This window comes from Corynebacterium striatum, from assembly GCF_016728105.1.
Lineage (GTDB): Bacteria > Actinomycetota > Actinomycetes > Mycobacteriales > Mycobacteriaceae > Corynebacterium > Corynebacterium striatum.
This window is the reverse complement of the sequence record NZ_CP068158.1, coordinates 2440237-2459207: the sequence shown is the minus strand read 5'-3', so window position 1 is coordinate 2459207 and position 18971 is coordinate 2440237. Positions and strand designations below refer to the sequence as shown.

General features: G+C 60.0%; 14 protein-coding genes and 2 pseudogenes. 13 read left to right on the top strand and 3 right to left on the bottom strand.

The annotated features are described in order from the left end of the window. Nucleotides 1-30 precede the first annotated feature (30 nt). Complete coding sequence (locus I6I72_RS11485) at nt 31-1578, top strand: leucyl aminopeptidase (RefSeq protein WP_049146907.1); 1548 nt, start codon at nt 31-33, stop codon at nt 1576-1578. Between the two features lie 155 nt (nt 1579-1733). On the opposite strand, the gene I6I72_RS11480 is transcribed toward I6I72_RS11485, so the two are convergent. Next, complete coding sequence (locus I6I72_RS11480; RefSeq protein WP_080974108.1) at nt 1734-2153, bottom strand: oxidoreductase; 420 nt, start codon at nt 2151-2153, stop codon at nt 1734-1736. 161 nt (nt 2154-2314) lie between these two features. Here I6I72_RS11480 and sucB point away from each other — a divergent pair, with 161 nt between their 5' ends. The 8 genes from sucB to I6I72_RS11440 all read left to right on the top strand — a co-directional run bounded on the left by sucB (nt 2315) and on the right by I6I72_RS11440 (nt 13253). Beyond that, nucleotides 2315-4429 (top strand): 2-oxoglutarate dehydrogenase, E2 component, dihydrolipoamide succinyltransferase, encoded by a 2115-nt coding sequence (gene sucB, locus I6I72_RS11475; protein WP_201806906.1) that lies wholly within the window; start codon nt 2315-2317, stop codon nt 4427-4429. Between the two features lie 171 nt (nt 4430-4600). Continuing rightward, entirely contained in the window at nt 4601-5770 is a 1170-nt protein-coding gene (locus I6I72_RS11470) for an MFS transporter (protein WP_049147230.1), read from the top strand. 100 nt (nt 5771-5870) lie between these two features. Continuing rightward, nucleotides 5871-8726 carry an aminomethyl-transferring glycine dehydrogenase gene (gcvP, locus tag I6I72_RS11465; RefSeq protein WP_049147240.1) on the top strand — a complete coding sequence of 952 codons (2856 nt, stop codon included), beginning with the start codon at nt 5871-5873 and terminating at the stop codon, nt 8724-8726. A 3-nt stretch (nt 8727-8729) separates the two neighbouring features. Continuing rightward, nucleotides 8730-9842, top strand: coding sequence for a glycine cleavage system aminomethyltransferase GcvT (gene gcvT, locus I6I72_RS11460; RefSeq protein WP_049147231.1), 1113 nt, complete (start codon nt 8730-8732; stop codon nt 9840-9842). 106 nt (nt 9843-9948) lie between these two features. Continuing rightward, nucleotides 9949-10338, top strand: a complete 390-nt coding sequence (gene gcvH, locus I6I72_RS11455) for a glycine cleavage system protein GcvH (protein WP_049064020.1) — start codon at nt 9949-9951, stop codon at nt 10336-10338. Nucleotides 10339-10447: 109 nt separating this feature from the next. After that, a complete protein-coding gene (lipB, locus tag I6I72_RS11450) occupies nt 10448-11275 on the top strand; it encodes a lipoyl(octanoyl) transferase LipB (RefSeq protein ID WP_049147233.1) in 828 nt (275 codons plus the stop codon). Nucleotides 11276-11375: 100 nt separating this feature from the next. Continuing rightward, complete coding sequence (gene lipA, locus I6I72_RS11445; RefSeq protein ID WP_049064023.1) at nt 11376-12440, top strand: lipoyl synthase; 1065 nt, start codon at nt 11376-11378, stop codon at nt 12438-12440. A 30-nt stretch (nt 12441-12470) separates the two neighbouring features. Continuing rightward, nucleotides 12471-13253 (top strand): DUF4191 domain-containing protein, encoded by a 783-nt coding sequence (locus I6I72_RS11440; protein WP_049147234.1) that lies wholly within the window; start codon nt 12471-12473, stop codon nt 13251-13253. 98 nt (nt 13254-13351) lie between these two features. Here I6I72_RS11440 and I6I72_RS11435 read toward each other — a convergent pair whose 3' ends face one another. Further along, nucleotides 13352-13825 carry an RDD family protein gene (locus I6I72_RS11435; RefSeq protein WP_049064027.1) on the bottom strand — a complete coding sequence of 158 codons (474 nt, stop codon included), beginning with the start codon at nt 13823-13825 and terminating at the stop codon, nt 13352-13354. Nucleotides 13826-13976: 151 nt separating this feature from the next. On the opposite strand from I6I72_RS11435, the gene glnA reads away from it, so the two are divergent. Further along, on the top strand, nt 13977-15410 hold the full coding sequence (glnA, locus tag I6I72_RS11430) for a type I glutamate--ammonia ligase (protein WP_049147237.1): 1434 nt from the start codon (nt 13977-13979) through the stop codon (nt 15408-15410). 215 nt (nt 15411-15625) lie between these two features. Here the strand turns inward: glnA and I6I72_RS11425 are convergent, their stop codons facing one another. Further along, nucleotides 15626-16456, bottom strand: coding sequence for a hypothetical protein (locus I6I72_RS11425; RefSeq protein WP_049147239.1), 831 nt, complete (start codon nt 16454-16456; stop codon nt 15626-15628). A 112-nt stretch (nt 16457-16568) separates the two neighbouring features. Between I6I72_RS11425 and I6I72_RS11420 the strand changes: the two are divergent. The 3 genes and pseudogenes from I6I72_RS11420 to I6I72_RS14020 all read left to right on the top strand — a co-directional run bounded on the left by I6I72_RS11420 (nt 16569) and on the right by I6I72_RS14020 (nt 18949). Continuing rightward, a pseudogene (locus I6I72_RS11420) lies at nt 16569-17763 on the top strand (IS3 family transposase). 234 nt (nt 17764-17997) lie between these two features. After that, nucleotides 17998-18288, top strand: a complete 291-nt coding sequence (locus tag I6I72_RS14025; protein ID WP_407644961.1) for a hypothetical protein — start codon at nt 17998-18000, stop codon at nt 18286-18288. Between the two features lie 43 nt (nt 18289-18331). Then, nucleotides 18332-18949 (top strand): annotated as a pseudogene (locus I6I72_RS14020) (ISL3 family transposase). The last annotated feature ends 22 nt before the right edge of the window (nt 18950-18971 follow it).

Below are 18971 nucleotides of genomic sequence, written 5' to 3'. Positions count from 1 at the left end.
GGGCAGATTACCGACGCCAACACTAAGGGTATGGTGAGTGAGGTAAAACTATTCACCCCCGAATGCAAGGAGGAGATCGTGGCAAAGTCCGCGTTTACCCTGCCAGCCCGTGGCACCTTCCCCACCGTTGAATTGGCCAAGAAAGCCCCTAAGAAGGTCGATGCCCTGCTTATCGCAACATTTACCGGCGAGGATGGGCTTGAGGTACCAGGCAGCGCCCTGCTGAGCCCGGATGCGCTGCGCGCTACTTACGACGCCCTGGCTGCAGTTGGCGCCACCGGTCGCGCGGGCGAGATTACCCGCATCCCTGCACCGAAGGACGCTGCGGCTTCCACCATCGTTGCTGTGGGCTTGGGTGACGCAGAGCTTCTCGACGCCGAGATTCTGCGCCGTAATGCGGGCGCTGCGGCACGCGCTCTTGCTGGCGCTGGTGCGGTAACCACAACGCTGTCGGACTTTGGCATTAGCGCCGCTGTCGAGGGCCTTATCCTTGGCGGCTACTCCTACCGCGGCATCCGCTCCACCGAATCCTCCGAGGCTGAGGCACCGGCTTCCTTCACCGTTATCGGTGGCAAGTCTACGGCTGAAGAGTTCGAGACAGCTCGCATCACCGCGGAGGCGGTAAACCTCGCCCGCGACTTGGTGAACACTCCGGCAAACGTCCTGTACCCAGAGACCTACGCTGAGTTCATCACCGCTGAGGCTGAGGCAGCTGGTCTGGAGGTTGAGGTCCTCGATGAGAAGCAGCTGGAGAAGAAAGGCTTCGGCGGCATCATCTCCGTGGGCAAGGGCTCTCAGCGCCCACCTCGCTTGGTGCGCCTGACCTGGGCTCCGAAGAAGGCCAAGACCTCCGTGGCCTTGGTGGGCAAGGGCATCACCTTCGATACCGGCGGCATTTCCCTGAAGCCGGGCAACGGTATGTGGGACATGATCTCTGACATGGGTGGCTCCGCTGCGATGGCTGCTGCCATCATCGCGGCTGCGAAGTTGGAGATTCCGGTGAAAATCACCGCTACCCTGCCATTCGCGGAGAACATGCCGGGCTCCGGCGCTACTCGTCCGGGTGACGTCATTACCCACTACGGCGGAATCACCTCTGAGGTTCTTAATACCGACGCCGAGGGCCGTCTGGTGCTGGCAGACGCCATCGCTCGCGCGTCTGAGGACAACCCGGACTACCTCATTGAAACCGCTACCCTGACCGGCGCCCAGATCGTCGCCCTGGGCACCCGTACCGCTGGTGTCATGGGCTCTGAGATCTTCCGCGACCGCATCGCGGAAATCGGCCGTGAGGTCGGCGAGAACGCCTGGGCTATGCCGCTGCTGGAGGAGCACGACGAGGAAATCAAGTCCCAGGCTGCGGATATCCGCAACATCAACGCCAAGCGCGAAGGCGGCATGGAGTATGCAGGCACCTACCTGCAGAAGTTCGTCGGCGAAGGCATCGAGTGGGCACACATCGACGTCGCTGGCCCGTCTTGGAACAACGGCAGCCCTCGCGGCTACACCCCGAAGCGCGCCACCGGCGTGCCAGTGCGTACTGTCGTGGCAACGCTGCGCGAGATTGCTTCCAAGTAATCTGCTAGCTCAGTAACACACAGAAACGGCGACTAGCGCCCGGCAACCGTATTGGTTGCGGGAGCTACTCGCCGTTTGCTGTTTTATTTGTCAGCTTTATTTTTAAGCGCTAATCGGTTTTATTTGTAAGCGCTAATCGGTTTTATTTGTAAGCGCTAAGCGGAAGGATCGTTTGGGTTGTCCTTAGCTCTGCCATGTTCACGCTCAAAGCGCTCCCTGCGTTGGCGCTGTTCTTCTCGCTTGCGCAGAATACGTTCGCGCTCGATCCGCTCGCGCATGCGTTGGGGGTACCCCGTCTCCTCTACGTCATAGACGTCGCACTGCAAGAGCTTGGCTACGGCGTCAATTCCTTTGGGGCCGCCAATCCGGCGGCGGATAAAGTCACCGTGCTCGTCGACGACCACCACGGACATCTCATTGACCACGGTTTCCGGCTCCACGAATGCCTCGATATAGACGCGTCCGCCCGCCCACTCTTGCAGGGCTAGAGCATCTTCCTTCCGAATGGTCTCTCCTGGTGCCCGCGGGGGCCGCAGCTGTGATTGAGACCGGTTTCGTCGAAAGGGATTAAACATAGCCTACGAGTTTACTCAACTGTCTTGCTGTATGCCTGAGTCCCCCGCCCTCCCCCACTTATAGGCACTGCTACACCCACATGTGCGCGCTGACACTAGACACGCGGTAGGATTAATGACCAGCGTTAAACAATTCCGACTTTCGAGGAGTCTTATTACTTATGGCACACTCCGTTGTGATGCCCGAACTGGGCGAATCCGTAACCGAAGGCACGATTACCCAGTGGCTGAAGTCCGTGGGCGATACCGTCGCGGTCGACGAGCCTTTGCTCGAGGTCTCCACCGACAAGGTCGACACCGAAATTCCATCCCCTGTCGCGGGTACCATCCTCGAAATCAAGGCTGAGGAAGATGACACCGTCGACGTCGGTGCTGTGATTGCCATCATCGGTGACGAGGGCGAGTCTACTTCCGATTCCTCCGACGATTCCGCTCAGGCAGAAGAGAAGTCTGAGCCTAAGGCCGAAGAAAAGGCTGAGGAGAAGGAAGAGAAGTCCGCACCAGCAGCTTCCGGCTCCGCAACCGACGTTGCCATGCCAGAGCTCGGCGAGTCCGTCACCGAGGGCACCATCACCCAGTGGCTGAAGTCCGTCGGTGACACCGTCGAGGTCGACGAACCACTCCTCGAGGTCTCCACCGACAAGGTCGACACCGAAATCCCATCCCCAGTCGCCGGCACCCTGGTCGAAATCCTCGCTGACGAAGACGACACCGTCGACGTCGGAGCAGTCATCGCCCGCATCGGCGACGGCAACGCCGCACCGGAGCAGGCAGCTCCTGCTGAAAAGGAAGAGCCAAAGGCAGAAGAGAAGTCTGAGCCTAAGGCCGAAGAAAAGGCAGAGCCTAAGGTCGAGGAGAAGGAAGAGAAGTCCGCACCAGCAGCTTCCGGCTCCGCAACCGACGTTGCCATGCCAGAGCTCGGCGAGTCCGTCACCGAGGGCACCATCACCCAGTGGCTGAAGTCCGTCGGCGACACCGTCGAGGTCGACGAGCCACTCCTCGAGGTCTCCACCGACAAGGTCGACACCGAAATCCCATCCCCAGTCGCCGGCACCCTGGTCGAAATCCTCGCTGACGAAGACGACACCGTCGACGTCGGAGCAGTCATCGCCCGCATCGGCGACGGCAACGCCGCACCGGAGCAGGCAGCCCCTGCAGAAAAGGAAGAGCCAAAGGCAGAAGAGAAGTCTGAGCCTAAGGCCGAAGAAAAGGCAGAGCCTAAGGTCGAGGAGAAGGAAGAGAAGTCCGCACCAGCAGCTTCCGGCTCCGCAACCGACGTTGCCATGCCAGAGCTCGGCGAGTCCGTCACCGAGGGCACCACCAAGATCAACAACGGCGACGACGTTCCTTACGTCACCCCGCTGGTCCGCAAGCTGGCTGAGAAGCACGGCGTAGATCTCTCCACCGTCTCCGGCACCGGCGTCGGCGGCCGCATCCGCAAGCAGGATGTTCTGGCTGCTGCTGGCGAGGGCGAGGCTCCGGCTTCCGCAAACGCAGGCTCCACCGATCCTCGCGCTCGCTGGTCCACCAAGTCTGTCGACCCAGAAAAGCAGGAGCTCATCGGCACCACGCAGAAGGTCAACCGCATCCGCGAAATCACCGCTGCAAAGATGGTCGAGGCACTGCAGATTTCTGCCCAGCTCACCCACGTCCAGGAAGTCGACATGACCGCCATCTGGGATCTGCGCAAGCAGTCCAAGCAGGCCTTCATCGAAAAGTACGAGGCAAACCTGTCCTTCCTGCCGTTCATCGTTAAGGCAACCGTTGAGGCTCTGGTTTCCCACCCGAACGTCAATGCTTCCTACAACCCTGAGACCAAGGAAATGACCTACCACGCAGACGTCAACGTGGCCATCGCAGTTGATACCCCACGTGGCCTGCTCACCCCGGTCATCCACAAGGCACAGGACCTCACCCTGCCGGAGATTGCCAAGGCAATCGCTGAGCTGGCTGACAAGGCACGCAACAACAAGCTGAAGCCAAACGATCTGACCGGTGCAACCTTCACCGTCACCAACATCGGCTCTGAAGGCGCGCTGCTGGATACCCCAATTCTGGTTCCGCCACAGGCTGGCATCCTCGGCACCGCTGCTATCACCAAGCGTGCGGTTGTCGTGAATGAGAACGGCCAGGATGCAATCGCCATCCGCCAGATGTGCTACCTGCCATTCACCTACGACCACCAGGTCGTCGACGGTGCTGACGCAGGCCGCTTCATCACCACCATCAAGGACCGCCTCGAGACCGCTGATTTCGCAGCTGACCTCGACATCTAAGTCCTGATTCCCGCTTAAGGGTCACGGCCCCTTCGCTCCCCCCCACATCTGCTGGGTGCGAAGGGGCCGTAGGTGTTTCCACGACCGCCAGATTCTGCCCGCTAGATTCCGCCCGCTAAGACTTGTCCCCCCAATCTCTAATGTGAGACACGACACTATATACTGTGACGCATGCTGCGTTCAGATTGGTTCCGCGTTGCCTTAGGCATGTTCCTTGTGGCTTTTGGCGCCAATTTCTTCGCGCCCATGGTCGTGGTCTATCAGCTGAAGGCGGGCCTGAGTTTCAGTCGGTCATCGTTCCTCTTCGGTGTCTATGCCCTTGGGCTCATGGTGGCGCTCTTCCTAGGCGGCCCACTATCAGACTCTCTTGGCCGGAAAACCATAATGCGCCCTGCCGTGGCGTGCACGCTGGTTGGCTCGCTGGTGCTGATGCTCGGAAACTCGGGTAGCTTTCTTGTGCTCCTGGTAGGCCGCCTCATCATTGGCGCCGCAGTGGGCCTGGCGATGTCCTCCGGCGCTGCATGGCTCAAGGAGCTCAGCACCTCCGCTGTCACCGGTGCACGCCGCTCCTCTATCTCTCTTTCCCTTGGCTTCTCCCTCGCACCCGGCTTCTGCGGACTGCTCGCCGAATTCGCGCCCGCCCCAACGCTGCTCCCCTTCCTCGCACCAGTCAGCCTAGCTATCCTCATCATTCCATTGGTGTGGACTACTCCAGCCGATCACTGCCCGAGCGCCCAAGCCGCCGCTACCCGCGCTGCCCATCGGGTCTGGGTCCCACGCAGCTTATTTAGCCGGCGTTTTGTTCCAGTCGCCGTTTATGCGCCGTGGGTATTCGGCACCGCCACCACTGGTTTGGTGTTCATGCCTGCATTGCTCAGCGAGCATTCCGCGCATCCAGTCCTGCTCACTGGCGCCATCGCTTTCCTGACCATGGGCACCGGCGTCGCCACTCAGCGTCTCGCAGGGCGCTTTCACTTCACCGCGGCTCACGGAATGTTCCTTGCAGCCATCGGCATGGCGTTGTGCTTGCTGCTCGCCACGCAGCGCACTGAAAGCTGGACGCTGTGGCTACTCCCGCTCATCGCCATCGTGATGGGCAGTGCCTATGGCATCACGATGCTCACCGGACTCGCCCAAACTCAATCTTTAGCCGATCCAAAAGAGTTGGGGGCAGCAACGGGGGTGTTCTATTCACTGACTTATCTTGGCTTTTTCGCGCCGTTCATCTTGTCAAGACTGGGTCCAGCAGTGGGCTATTCGGCCACTTTTATGTGTGGTGTTGTCATTGCACTATTAACAACAGTGTGGCTTAGGGAACTCGGTAGGGGTAAACGAGTTTAGGCCACAGCAACAGGCCTTATACTTAATTCCGGTTTAGGCCATGTTTTAGGCATTCACCATGACGTCCTTCACGGAGCTTCTTTCAAAGGAGATTGAACTTATGGATTTCATCTCGCGCCACCTCGGACCAAATTCTTCCGAGCAAGCGACGATGCTCAACGCACTGGGGTACAACAGCATCGACGCTCTTGTCGACGCTGCCCTGCCCACCACCATCCGCGCCGCATCGGCACCAGCCCTGCCTGATGCGCTGAGCGAAAATGCAGCGCAGGACAAGCTGCGCGAATACGCCAGCCAGAACATCGTGTTGAAGTCCTTCTATGGCCAGGGCTACTCCGATACGCTTACCCCGGCCGTCATCCGCCGCGGCCTGCTGGAGGACGCTGGTTGGTACACCGCTTATACCCCGTACCAGCCGGAGATCTCCCAGGGCCGCCTGGAAGCACTTCTGAACTTCCAGACCATGATCGAATCCCTGACTGGTCTGCCCATCGCCAACGCTTCCCTGCTGGACGAGGCATCCGCCACCGCTGAAGCAGTCGGCCTAATGTCCCGCGCGGTCAAGAAGGGCCGCCGCGTCATCCTGGACTCCCGCCTGCATCCGCAGGTGCTCGCTGTGGCGGCGGAGCGCGCTCGCGCCATCGAACTCGAGGTGGAAATCCTCGATATCCGCGAGGGCCTCGTGGGCGAAGACCTCATCGGCGCCGTCATTGCGTACACCGGCACCGAGGGCGACATTTACGACCCACGCGGTGTCATCGAGGAGCTGCACACCCGCGGCGCAGTAGCCACCATCGTGGCCGATCCGCTCTCCCTCCTCCTTCTGGAGGCACCGGGCAAGCTGGGCGCTGACATCGTCATCGGCTCCACGCAGCGCTTCGGCGTTCCACTGTTCTTCGGTGGCCCGCACGCTGCTTACATGGCTGTCACCGACAAGCTCAAGCGCCAGATGCCTGGCCGCTTGGTCGGCGTTTCCAAGGACGCCGAGGGCCGCCCGGCGTACCGCCTGGCCCTGCAGACCCGTGAGCAGCACATCCGCCGTGAACGCGCTACCTCCAACATCTGTACCGCGCAGGCGCTGTTGGCCAACGTAGCGTCCATGTACGCTGTCTACCACGGCCCAGAGGGCCTGAAGAAGATCGCTGAGCACGTTCACGGGCTCGCCGCTTCCTTCGCCGCTGCCGTAAAGGGCGCAGGCAAGACCCTGGTCGCTGACGAGTTCTTCGACACCGTCACTGTCACCGGCGTCGACGCCGCAGGCATCAAGGCATCCCTTCAACAACAGGGGTACCTCGTGCGCGCTATCGGCTCCGAGAAGATCTCCGTCTCCTTTGGTGAGTCCGCAACGCTTGAGGACGTCGCCAAGCTCGCCGCCGCATTCGGCGCAGAGTCCGCAGACAAGGACAACGCCGAGTCCGCCGTTAATGCCCTGCCTTCCGCGCTCGTCCGCGCCGAGGCTCCGCTGGAGCACGAGATCTTCAACTCCCTCCACTCCGAAACCCAGATGCTTCGCTACCTGCGCACCCTGGCGGACAAGGACCTGGCTCTGGACCGCACCATGATTCCGCTGGGTTCGTGCACCATGAAGCTCAACCCCACTGCCGCCATGGAGCCCATCTCCTGGCCGGAGTTCGCGGGCATCCACCCATACGCACCGGAAGAGACCACCGCAGGCTGGCGCGCCCTCATCGAGGAACTCGAGGGCTGGCTCGCTGAGCTGACCGGGTATGCAAAGGTCTCCATCCAGCCCAACGCTGGTTCCCAGGGTGAGCTGGCCGGCCTGCTGGCCATCCGCCGCTACCACGTTGCCAACGGAGACTCTGGCCGCGACGTCATCCTCATCCCATCTTCCGCACACGGCACCAACGCGGCCTCTGCTACCTTGGCTAACCTGCGGGTGGTCGTCGTTGCTACCGCAGACGATGGCTCCATCGACCTGGCAGACCTGGATGCCAAGATCGAACAGCACGGTGAGCACATCGCCGGCATTATGATCACTTACCCATCCACCCACGGCGTGTTCGACCCCGAGGTCCGCGACGTGTGCGACAAGGTCCACGCTGCTGGCGGCCAGGTCTACATCGACGGCGCAAACATGAACGCTCTGACCGGTTGGGCACGCCCCGGCGAGTTCGGTGGCGATGTCTCCCACCTCAACCTGCACAAGACCTTCACCATCCCGCATGGTGGCGGTGGACCGGGCGTTGGCCCGGTGGGCGTCGCCAAGCACTTGGTGCCCTTCCTACCGACCAACGCCAACGACGCCTCCATCGATCCGGCCCAGCCGACCCCGACCGAGCACGGCGTTCCCTCCACCGCCAGCCAGTACGGCTCCGCCGGCGTGCTGCCGATTTCGTGGGCATACCTGGCCATGGTGGGCTCCGAGGGCGTCGCGCAGGCCACCAGCCACGCAATCCTGGGCGCTAACTACCTGGCTAAGTCCCTGCAGGATTCCTTCCCGGTTCTCTACACCGGCAACGAGGGCCTCGTGGCGCACGAATGTATCTTCGACCTGCGCGAGCTGACCGACGCCTCCGGCGTCACCGCGGCCGATGTGGCAAAGCGCCTCGTGGACTACGGCTTCCACGCACCGACCCTGTCCTTCCCGGTGGCTGGCACCCTGATGGTCGAGCCGACCGAATCCGAGGACTTGGCCGAGCTAGACCGCTTCATCGAGGCTATGCGCTCCATCCGCGCGGAAATCCAGGACATCATCGACGGCAAGGTCGAGTACGAGGCATCCGTCATCCACAACGCTCCGTACACCGCTGCGTCCGTCGCATCCGACGAGTGGAACTACGGCTTTACCCGCCAGGAAGCTGCCTACCCAGTTGCTTCCCTGCGTGCCAACAAGTACTTCCCGCCGGTGCGCCGCATCGACGAGGCTTACGGTGACCGCAACCTCGTGTGCGCCTGCCCGCCACCAGAGGCTTTCGATCTGACTGAAGAGGACTAAACAATGACTGAATTGCTCAACTCCCCGCTGCATGCAGAGCATGAAAAGCTTGGCGCATCCTTTACGGCTTTCGGCCCGTGGAACATGCCGCTGAAGTACGACAACGAATTGGAAGAGCACCGCGCGGTGCGCAACTCCGCTGGCCTATTCGATCTTTCCCACATGGGCGAGATTTGGGTCAACGGTGAAGACGCTGCCAAGTTCTTGTCCTACAGCTTCATCTCCGACCTGACCAACCTCAAGGTGGGCAAGGCAAAGTACTCGATGATCTGTGCCGAAGACGGCGGAATCATCGATGACCTCATCACCTACCGCTTGGACGAGACCAAGTTCCTGGTCGTGCCAAACGCCGGCAACGCCGACGTGGTCTGGGAGGCACTCAACGAGCGCGCTGAGGGTTTCGATGTGGACCTCAACAACGAGTCCCGCGACGTCGCCATGATCGCAGTACAGGGCCCGAAAGCTGCGGAGATTCTCATCCCGCTGGTCGAGGACACCAAGCAGGAAGCCGTCATGGAGCTGCCGTACTACGCAGCGATGACGGGCAAGGTCGCCCGCAAGTATGCCTTCATCTGCCGTACCGGTTACACCGGTGAGGACGGATTCGAGCTCATCGTCTACAACTCCGACGCCCCAGAGCTGTGGCAGGAGCTGCTCAAGGCTGGCGCTGAGTACGACATCCGCCCGTGTGGTCTGGCTGCTCGTGACTCCCTGCGCTTGGAGGCCGGCATGCCGCTCTATGGCAACGAGCTCTCCCGCGACATCACCCCGGTAGAGGCCGGCATGGCGCGTGCTTTTGCCAAGAAGGAAGCCGACTTCGTGGGCGCGGACGTGATGCGTCAGCGTGCCGAAGAGGGTCCACAGGTTGCTATCACCGGTTTGGTCTCTGAGCAGCGCCGCGCTGCCCGTGCCGACTCCGAGGTCTTCGTGGGCGAGACCAAGGTGGGCTCTGTCACCTCCGGTCAGCCTTCCCCGACCCTGGGCCACCCGGTTGCCATTGCTTTGCTGGACACCAGCGCAAACCTGCAGGCTGGCGACGCCGTCGAGGTCGACATCCGGGGCAAGCGCTACCCATTCACCGTCGCAGCACTTCCGTTCTACAAGCGCGAAAAATAATCCGCGCTACCGTCTCAACCGTTAAGATAACTAGGCAAGCACCGAACAGCCGCATGACGCTGTTCGGCCGCGTCTAGGCTTATACCTTTGAAAGGACCCCACCACCATGGCTAACCTTCCTGCAGATTTCTCCTACTCCGAGGACCACGAGTGGATCAACTCCTCCGCTGATGCCGCTACCGGCAACACCGTTCGCGTTGGCATTACCTCCGTGGCTGCGGACCGCCTAGGCGAGGTCGTCTTCGCCGAGCTGCCGGCAGTTGGTGACACCGTCACCGCTGGCGACACCTGTGGCGAGGTCGAGTCCACCAAGTCCGTCTCTGACCTCTACTCCCCAGTAACCGGCACCGTTACCGCCGTCAACGAGGCCGTGCACGATGACTACGCAGTCATCAACAACGACCCATTCGGAGAGGGCTGGCTCTTCGAGGTCGAGGTCTCCGAGACCGGCGAGCTGATGACCGCTGACGAGTACGCTGCCGCAAACGGCGTCTAGTCACAACGCATAAGGCGGGAGGGGATTTCCTCCCGCCTTTTGCATGCCCGACTTTCGGTGGCAGTATGAGTAGCGAATCAGTTCTAAACAACCAAAGGAAGCATCCCGAATGACTGCTCCTCGCGAGCCTTTCTTCCCCGCTGACCGTTCCATCCGCGCGTCTGAAGAGCCCCTGGAAATCCGCCATCTCGGCCGCATGGACTATCAAGAGGCGTGGGACCTGCAAGCCGACTTGGCTGCCAAGCGCGCTGCTGGTGAGCACGGCGATGTCATCTTGGTGGTAGAGCACCCGAACATCTACACCGCGGGCAAGCGCACTCAGCCGGAGGATATGCCGGACAATGGTCTACCCGTCATCACCGTGGACCGCGGCGGGCGCATCACCTGGCACGGCGAGGGCCAGCTGGTGATCTATCCGATCCTCAAGCTGGCAGAGCCAGTCGACGTCGTGGATTACGTTCGCCGCCTCGAAGAGGCCATCATTCAGGCCGTGCGCGAACTCGGCGTTGTCACCGCTGGGCGCGTGGACGGCCGCTCAGGTGTGTGGGTGCCATCGACCACTCGTGCTGCCGATCCGCAGGCGCCGACCCGCGACCGCAAGATTGCTGCCCTGGGCATTCGCATCACCCGCGGCGTGACCATGCACGGCCTAGCGCTGAACTGCACCAACACACTGGAGTACTACGACCACATCGTCGCCTGCGGCATCGACGACGCCGACGTCACCACCTTGAGCTTGGAGCTAGGCCGTGAGGTCACCATGGAAGAGGCATCCGCACCGCTTCTCGACGCCCTCGAGCGTGCGCTTTCCGGTGAACTCACCGTCGCAGACCACTCGTTCGCCTCGGCACCTGACCCCATCAAGGTGGCGAATGAAAAGGCCCGACAAAAGCGCCTCGCGCAGGAGCAACAGAGCGGCGCAAATAAACCCGAATAAAAAGCGGAATATTCCGCCACACGCCCCACTTGTATTAGTTAGAGACAATTCCGACCCCGTAGAGTGAGTTTTCGTGACTGTTAAGCCTGAAGGACGCAAGATGCTCCGCATTGAGAAGAAGAATGCGGAATCCCCCATCGAACAGAAGCCACGCTGGATCCGCAACCAGGTCCGCACCGGTCCGGGCTACGAGGATATGAAGTCCCGCGTGTCCGGTGCTTCCCTGCACACCGTGTGCCAGGAGGCTGGTTGCCCGAATATCCACGAGTGCTGGGAATCGCGCGAGGCCACCTTCCTCATCGGTGGCGACAAGTGCACCCGTCGGTGCGATTTCTGCGACATCGCCACCGGTAAGCCGGCGGAGTTGGACCGCGACGAGCCGCGCCGCGTTGCAGAAAACATCCAGGAGATGGACCTCAACTACACCACCATCACGGGCGTGACCCGCGACGATCTGCCGGATGAAGGCGCGTGGCTCTACGCCGAGGTCGTGCGCAAGATTCACGAGCTCAACCCGCACACCGGTGTAGAAAACCTGACCCCTGACTTCTCCGGCAAGCCGGACCTTCTGCAGGAGGTCTTCGAGGCTCTCCCTGAGGTCTTCGCCCACAACCTGGAGACCGTGCCGCGCATCTTCAAGCGCATCCGCCCGGCCTTCCGCTACGAGCGTTCCCTCGACGTCATTCGCCAGGCTCACGACTTTGGTCTCATCACCAAGTCCAACCTGATTCTGGGCATGGGCGAGACCAAGGAAGAGATCGAGGAAGCTCTGCGCGACCTGCGCTCTGCTGGCTGCGACATTATCACCATTACCCAGTACCTACGCCCAGGCCCGCGCTTCCACCCAATCGAGCGCTGGGTACGCCCAGAGGAGTTCGTGGAGCACTCCAAGCTCGCTAAGGAGCTCGGCTTCGGCGGCGTCATGTCCGGCCCACTGGTCCGTTCCTCCTACCGCGCTGGCCGCCTGTACGTGCAGGCTATGGAAGCTCGCGGCTTCGAGCTTCCGGATAATCTCAAGCACCTCGCTGAGACCTCCCAGGGCGCAACTGCGCAGGAAGCTTCCACGCTGCTTGAGAAGTACGGCCCTTCAGAGGAGACCCCTGTGACCACGCGCATGGCCAAGACCCCGGCTAACGCCGACTCCGCCGCTGCTGCAATTCGGTAATTAGCAGCGCTGACCTTTAAAGTAGGAACCATGGCACAAGACGATAAGGCAAGCCTGAAGGCTGCAAAGAAGCAAGAGCGCGCCGCGAAACGCGAGCAGCGCAAGCAAACCCGCTCCCAGATGTGGCAAGCGTTCAACATGCAACGCAAGCAGGACAAGGCGCTGATCCCGATCATGCTCGCTGCTTTCCTCGGAATGGGCCTGCTGTTCTTCCTTATCGGCCTGCTCTTCAACGGCCAGTGGTTCATGCTCATCCTAGGTCTGGGCATCGGCGCCCTGCTCGCGATGTGGCTGTTCACCCGCCGTCTTGAGCGCGACATGTACAAGAAGGTTGAGGATCAGCCAGGTGTGGCTGGCTGGGCTCTGGAGCAGCAGCTGCGCAACACCGTGGGCATCGTCTGGAAGGTCAAGACTGCGGTCGGCGTTACTCGCCACCAGGACCTCATCCACCGTGTTATCGGCAACGCCGGTGTCATCTTCGTCTGCGAGGGTGACCGCAAGCGTCTAGCCCCAGTTCTCAACACGCTGAAGAAGCGCGTGGATAAGCTCGCCGGTGGCGTGCCGGTCTACGAGGTCTGGGTTGGCAACGGCGAAGGCGAGGTTCCAGTATCCAAGCTGCGCAATCACGTGATGAAGTTCCCACGTAACTTCAAAAAGGATGAGACCTACGCGAACATCCGCAGGATTGAGGCCATGGATGACCTGCCAGGCACCACCCCGGGTCTGCCGAAGGGACCGATGCCACGCCAGGCGCAAAACATGGCTGGCATGAACCGCCGCTTGCGCCGCGCACAGCAGCGCAAGGGCAAATAAGACTTGTGCAAACCGGCCCTTTCCTTGGAATCCACCAAGGAAAGGGCCGGTTTTTGGTATTTGTAGGAGCCGCTTGGCGACGCCGCAAGATAGAAGAACTAGACCATGATCACTGCGGTGCCGGTTGCGCGGTCGTGGATACCGCGGCCGTCGGTATCGACCATTGCCGCTGGGAAGAGGAAGCCGGTGAGGATGGTGCGCGCTGCCGCGCGCCAGAATCCCACGCGCTCACCGGGGACATCAAGACGCGCCACGCCCATGCCGAGCACCAACATGCCGGGGGTGCGTGCGAAGAGCCAGCCACAGATGATGCCGACGAGGACCCACAGAGCATAGCCCAAGAACGCCGCACCGCCGAGCGCGTCGGTGAACATGATGATCAGGTTGGCTAGCAACATGCACATGATCCAATCGATGAGCACAGCGCCCGCGCGGCGTGCCACCGGCGCCAACGCACCAGCTCCCTTTTCGGGGAGCCCAAGCTTTTCACCAGGCCACTTTCCTGGGCCCGCAAAATCATCATTTTCACCTGGAATCTCGGGCCCATCGAGCCATGTTCGCTTATCCGCCATGCTGACTAATCTAGCGCCCCAGCTGCCACAAGCGAAAACCAAAAAAGTTCTCCCAAAATACCTATTGATCGATGGGCTATCGTCCGAGCGCCAATCAAAATAGGTAAACTCACTAAAAGAACATTTTTCTAAACCCTGAGGAGACAAAACAGTGTCTTTCGAGTCCGTCCAGGAGATCGTCAACTTCATTGAGGCAGAGGACGTAGAGTTCGTCGATATTCGCTTCACCGACGTCCCCGGTACCGAGCACCACTTTTCCATTCCGGCATCTGAATTCACGGTGGAAGCAGCTGAAGAGGGCCTAGCATTCGACGGCTCTTCGATCCGCGGCTTTACCTCCATCGATGAGTCTGATATGACCCTGCTGCCAGACCCAGCAACCGCCATCGTGGACCCATTCCGCTCCTCCAAGACGCTGAACATCAAGTTCTTCGTCAACGATCCTTTCACCTTGGAGCCCTTCTCCCGCGACCCACGCAACGTCGCAATGAAGGCCGAGGAGTATCTCGCCTCCACCGGTATCGCTGACGTTTGTAACTTCGGCGCTGAGGCAGAGTTCTACCTTTTCGACTCCGTGCGCTACTCCACCGACGTGGAGCACGGCTTCTACGAGGTAGACACCGACGAGGGTTGGTGGAACCGCGGCAACGAGGCCGACTTCGATGGCAATCCAAACACCGGCTACAAGACCCGCATTAAGGGTGGTTACTTCCCCACCGCGCCCGTCGATAAGCACGGCGAAATCCGCGACGCAATGGTACGCAACCTGCAGGAGGCAGGATTTACCATCGAGCGTTTCCACCACGAGGTCGGCGGTGGCCAGAACGAGATCAACTACCGCTTCAACTCCCTGCTGCACGCGGCTGATGATATCCAGACCTTCAAGTACATCATCAAAAACACCGCTGCTTTGTACGGCAAGTCCGCAACCTTCATGCCAAAGCCACTGGCTGGCGACAACGGCTCCGGTATGCACGCCCACATGTCTCTGTGGAAGGACGGCAAGCCGCTGTTCTACGATGAGGCAGGCTACGGTGGCCTCTCCGACATCGCTCGTTACTACATCGGCGGTATCCTCCACCACGCACCGGCTGTTTTGGCGTTTACCAACCCAACCCTGAACTCCTACCACCGCCTTGTGCCGGGCTTCGAGGCTCCAATCAACCTCGTTTACTCCCAGCGCAACCGCTCTGCGGCGATCCGCATTCCGATCACCGGCTCCAACCCAAAGGCAAAGCGTATCGAGTTCCGCGCACCGGATCCATCGGGCAACCCATACTTCGGTTTCGCAGCCATGATGATGGCTGGCTTGGACGGCATCAAGAACCGCATCGAGCCGCACGCACCGGTCGACAAAGACCTTTACGAGCTGCCGCCGGCAGAGCAGGCTTCCATCCCGCAGGCACCAACCAGCCTTGAGACTTCCCTGCGCGCTCTGGAGGAGGACAACGAGTTCCTGACCGAGGGCGACGTATTCACTGAGGATCTCATCGAGACCTACCTGCAGTACAAGAACGAAAAGGAAATCGCTCCTTCCCGCCTGCGCCCGACGCCGCTCGAGTTTGAAATGTACTACGACTGCTAAACGCCCTGGGACTTTTACGGTTCTAGCCTGCTGAGATTTGCGAATCTCTAACAAATAGCCCGGCCCCGTGGACTTTCACCGCAAGAGTGTCCACGGGGCCGCATTTTTGTCTATCCACGGACCATTTTCCGTAGTATTCGCCGCCGGCATGACCTGAGCATCACGCCAACTCACGGCCGTTAGACCACGGACCCCAAACAGGGTCTCGTGGCCTCCTATGCAGCCTCTTCGGCGGGCGGCGCGTTGCCCCACGCCAGCCCAATGACATGATCATCAAAGCGCTTCTTGCGAGGACGCCCTCCGCGCGGAGGCGTCGGAGCAAGTTCGGCGTCGCGTCCGCGTTTGAGGTAGCCAATGACTCGAAGCGCGTTCGACGCGGCGACAAGAACGGTCAGAAGCATGGCGAAGCCATCAAAGCCGCGCATGCCGCGCTTCGCTCGATCTCCAAGCCCAAGCGAGACATCGTGCTTGGCACTAGCGTTTCGGGCTTCGATGGCAGCACGGCCGCGCTTGTAGGTGTCGTGCCATTCCTGCGTATAGGCGGCCGGCCCCTGGTGAAGGTGCTTGTTGATGTTGTCCACGCCGCCTTTGTCAAGATAGAGCGGAACGGTGACAGACTTACCAGAACAAGCTTTGCCCAGTTGACGCTCGACAGGAACCTGTTTGACAGACAATGGCAGCGGCGCCCGACCACCAAGGGTTCGTCTTGCCGCCGCCCTCTTAGCCTGTGAGTCGTTCTTGCGAGCTGGACAGGACACCTTGCCCTCTAGAGCCGGGCATGCGAAGCGAATGGAACCATCTTCATTGACTTGCTTCGTCCGCATACGCAGGTTTTCACGCTGGGCAACGAGGCGCTCGAATTGTTCCGCATTGATGTCACTCGCGTCCAGCGCTGCACGTGGGTCCAGAAGCTGCGGCATTGCCTTAATCGCCGGACAGTATGCTTGTCCGTCCACAAATGCAATGCCCTCATACTCGCCCTGGATACCCCGTGCGGCCTGCTTGTTTGGAATGTCACCGAGCAACCTCCAGCCGGCGGCACGCATGGGCCGCTGGTAATGGTCGACCGCGGAGCCTGGCGAGTATGGACCTGACCCCTGTTTGGTAGACACCTGATATCCAGCCCGGTTGGGTTGGGAAGAAAGGTAATCTACCACCATGTCTAGGTACTCCGAACAGTTCAAACGTGATGCTGTGGCCCTCTATGAAAACAATGAGGACCTTTCACTTCACGCGGCTTCAGCAGAGCTTGGAGTCAATCGTTCCTCGCTTTTCTCCTGGCTTCAGCAGTACGGCACCGGCAAACGTGCCCGCACGAAGGCCATGCGCGACAACGCCAAGGAGACGACTGATTCCGAGCGAATCCGCCAGCTCGAAAAAGAAGTCCCGAAGCTGCGCGAAGAACGCGATATTCTACGTAAAGCTGCTAAATATTTTGCTTAAAGAGACACGCTGGTGATCCGCTTCCAGTTTGTCTATGACCACCGAACCGAGTACTCGGTCAAGCGGATGTGCCACGTGTTAAAGCTCAATCGTTCCTCGTTCTATAAATGGGTCCAAACCCGTGAAAAACGCAGGTTAAAGACGTGTTCCGATGCCCTTATTGGTGCGAGAATTACAACCATCTTCAATGATGAGCACGGGCTTTATGGTGCTAAACGCATCGCTGCAAGCCTCAACAGTGATACGGATTTCGGCCCGATAAACCACAAGAAGGTCGCACGCATCATGAAAGCCATGGGGCTAAAAGGCTTTTACTAAACAACGTCGATGTGTCACTACCAGGCGCAAGCCTGGACACCGCGTCATGCCAGATTTAGTAGGCCGTAAATTCACAGCCAACGAGCCGAACCGCGTCTATGTTGGCGACATCACCTACCTGCCCTGTAAGGGTGGCAAGAACATGTATTTGGCCACAGTCATTGACACCTATTCACGGAAACTTGCAGGTTATGCGCTCGCAGACCACATGCGCGTCTCACTGGTCGTCGATGCACTAGCCCACGCCCACGGTGTGCGTAGCAGTCTTGACGGGGCTGTATTCCATTCCGATCACGGCAGTGTGTACACCTCACAAACCTTTAGAAGCTATTGCTCGTCGTTGGGTGTGCGCCAATCCATGGGCGCGGTAGGAACGAGTGCGGATAACGCCCTAGCAGAATCATTTAACGCCACCTTAAAACGTGAAGTGCTACGTGATCGGAAAGTCTTTGACAATCCGATCGCCTGCCGCCAGGAAGTCTTCCGGTGGTGCATGCGCTACAACACGCGCAGACGACACTCCTGGTGCAACCTTCTAGCCCCCAATGACTTCGAAGCACTCACATCAGCTACACTGACCAAAGCAGCATAGCTAACCCCCCGACGTGTCTACTTTCCGGGGGTCAGGCCCATCACCCGTCGACTCGTTGATCTTCCTGTCGTCGGATTCCCCACCAGGCTGCACGTAAAAGTACCCAGATTCCGGTGCACAGCCGACTCATGTAAGAGGAGGATCTTCCAAGAATCTTTAACCTGCGCTGATGACGGCGCCAAGCTCACTTATCGGGTCACCCGCTGGATCCTGCAACGCCTAGCCATAGATCGAATGAGTGTGTCCGCTACCGCCAAAGCACTCGGTGTGGGCTGGGACCTGGTCAACCAGGTCGCACTAGATGCCTGCCGCCAGCTTGTCTACGGCGACCCTTGTCACCTAGACGGGGTTCGCATTCTTGGAGTCGATGAACATGTATGGAAACACACCAGAAAACCAGGTCAGGCATCAAACCTGGTGACCATACTTGTTGACCTCACCCCGCTGGTAGACGGGCGTGGGCCTGCACGTTTGTTAGACATGCGACCAGGCAGATCCGCCGACGTGCTGAAGCGGGTGGCTTAAAGAGCGCGACCCCAGCTTCCGTGAACAGATACAGGTGGTGACCATGGATGGGTTCACCGGTTATGCCACCGCAGTCGAAGAGCAACTACCACAAGCAGACAAAGTCATGGACCCTTTCCATGTGGTGCATCTAGCAGCCGACAAGCTCACCAGTTGCCGACAGCGACTCCAACGTGAGACCACCGGGCGCCGCGGACGCAAAGATGACCCACTGTACAAGCACCGGTGCACACTGTTGACCAGGACGAACTATCTCACCGAGCGGCAAAAGCAACGCTTAGAAGTGTTGTGGGCCACCGATGACGACTACGTGTGCCTGGAAGTAACGTGGCTGCTCTACCAAGACATGAGGTCGCAGCGTACGCGCATCCGAAGAAATCGGAAGGCAAAAAGCTCATGGAACGCATCATCCATACGCTGCGTAAAGGATTACCGAAAGGCTTAGAAGAGCTCGCCCAACTGGGGCGCACCCTGTGGCGTCGACGCAAAGACGCTGCTCGCCTACTTTGATATCGGCGCATCCAACGGCCCCGTCGAAGCAATCAACGGCAGACTCGAACACCTACGCGGCATCGCCCTAGGATTTAAAAACCTCAACCACTACATCTTGCGATGCCTAATCCACTCCGGACAACTACAGGACAAAACCAACGCACTCTAAAACCGGAAGGGCCCGTTTACCC

Coding starts and splice junctions, on each gene's coding strand:
- lipB (WP_049147233.1), top strand. CDS start 10,448: ATGACTGCTCCTCGCGAGCCTTTCTTCCCCGCTGACCGTTCCATCCGC.
- gcvP (WP_049147240.1), top strand. CDS start 5,871: ATGGATTTCATCTCGCGCCACCTCGGACCAAATTCTTCCGAGCAAGCG.
- lipA (WP_049064023.1), top strand. CDS start 11,376: ATGCTCCGCATTGAGAAGAAGAATGCGGAATCCCCCATCGAACAGAAG.
- gcvH (WP_049064020.1), top strand. CDS start 9,949: ATGGCTAACCTTCCTGCAGATTTCTCCTACTCCGAGGACCACGAGTGG.
- gcvT (WP_049147231.1), top strand. CDS start 8,730: ATGACTGAATTGCTCAACTCCCCGCTGCATGCAGAGCATGAAAAGCTT.
- sucB (WP_201806906.1), top strand. CDS start 2,315: ATGGCACACTCCGTTGTGATGCCCGAACTGGGCGAATCCGTAACCGAA.
- I6I72_RS11425 (WP_049147239.1), bottom strand. CDS start 16,456: ATGCGTGCCGCCGGCTGGAGGTTGCTCGGTGACATTCCAAACAAGCAG.
- I6I72_RS11485 (WP_049146907.1), top strand. CDS start 31: ATGGTGAGTGAGGTAAAACTATTCACCCCCGAATGCAAGGAGGAGATC.
- I6I72_RS14025 (WP_407644961.1), top strand. CDS start 17,998: ATGAGTGTGTCCGCTACCGCCAAAGCACTCGGTGTGGGCTGGGACCTG.
- I6I72_RS11435 (WP_049064027.1), bottom strand. CDS start 13,825: ATGGCGGATAAGCGAACATGGCTCGATGGGCCCGAGATTCCAGGTGAA.
- I6I72_RS11480 (WP_080974108.1), bottom strand. CDS start 2,153: ATGTTTAATCCCTTTCGACGAAACCGGTCTCAATCACAGCTGCGGCCC.
- I6I72_RS11470 (WP_049147230.1), top strand. CDS start 4,601: ATGCTGCGTTCAGATTGGTTCCGCGTTGCCTTAGGCATGTTCCTTGTG.
- I6I72_RS11440 (WP_049147234.1), top strand. CDS start 12,471: ATGGCACAAGACGATAAGGCAAGCCTGAAGGCTGCAAAGAAGCAAGAG.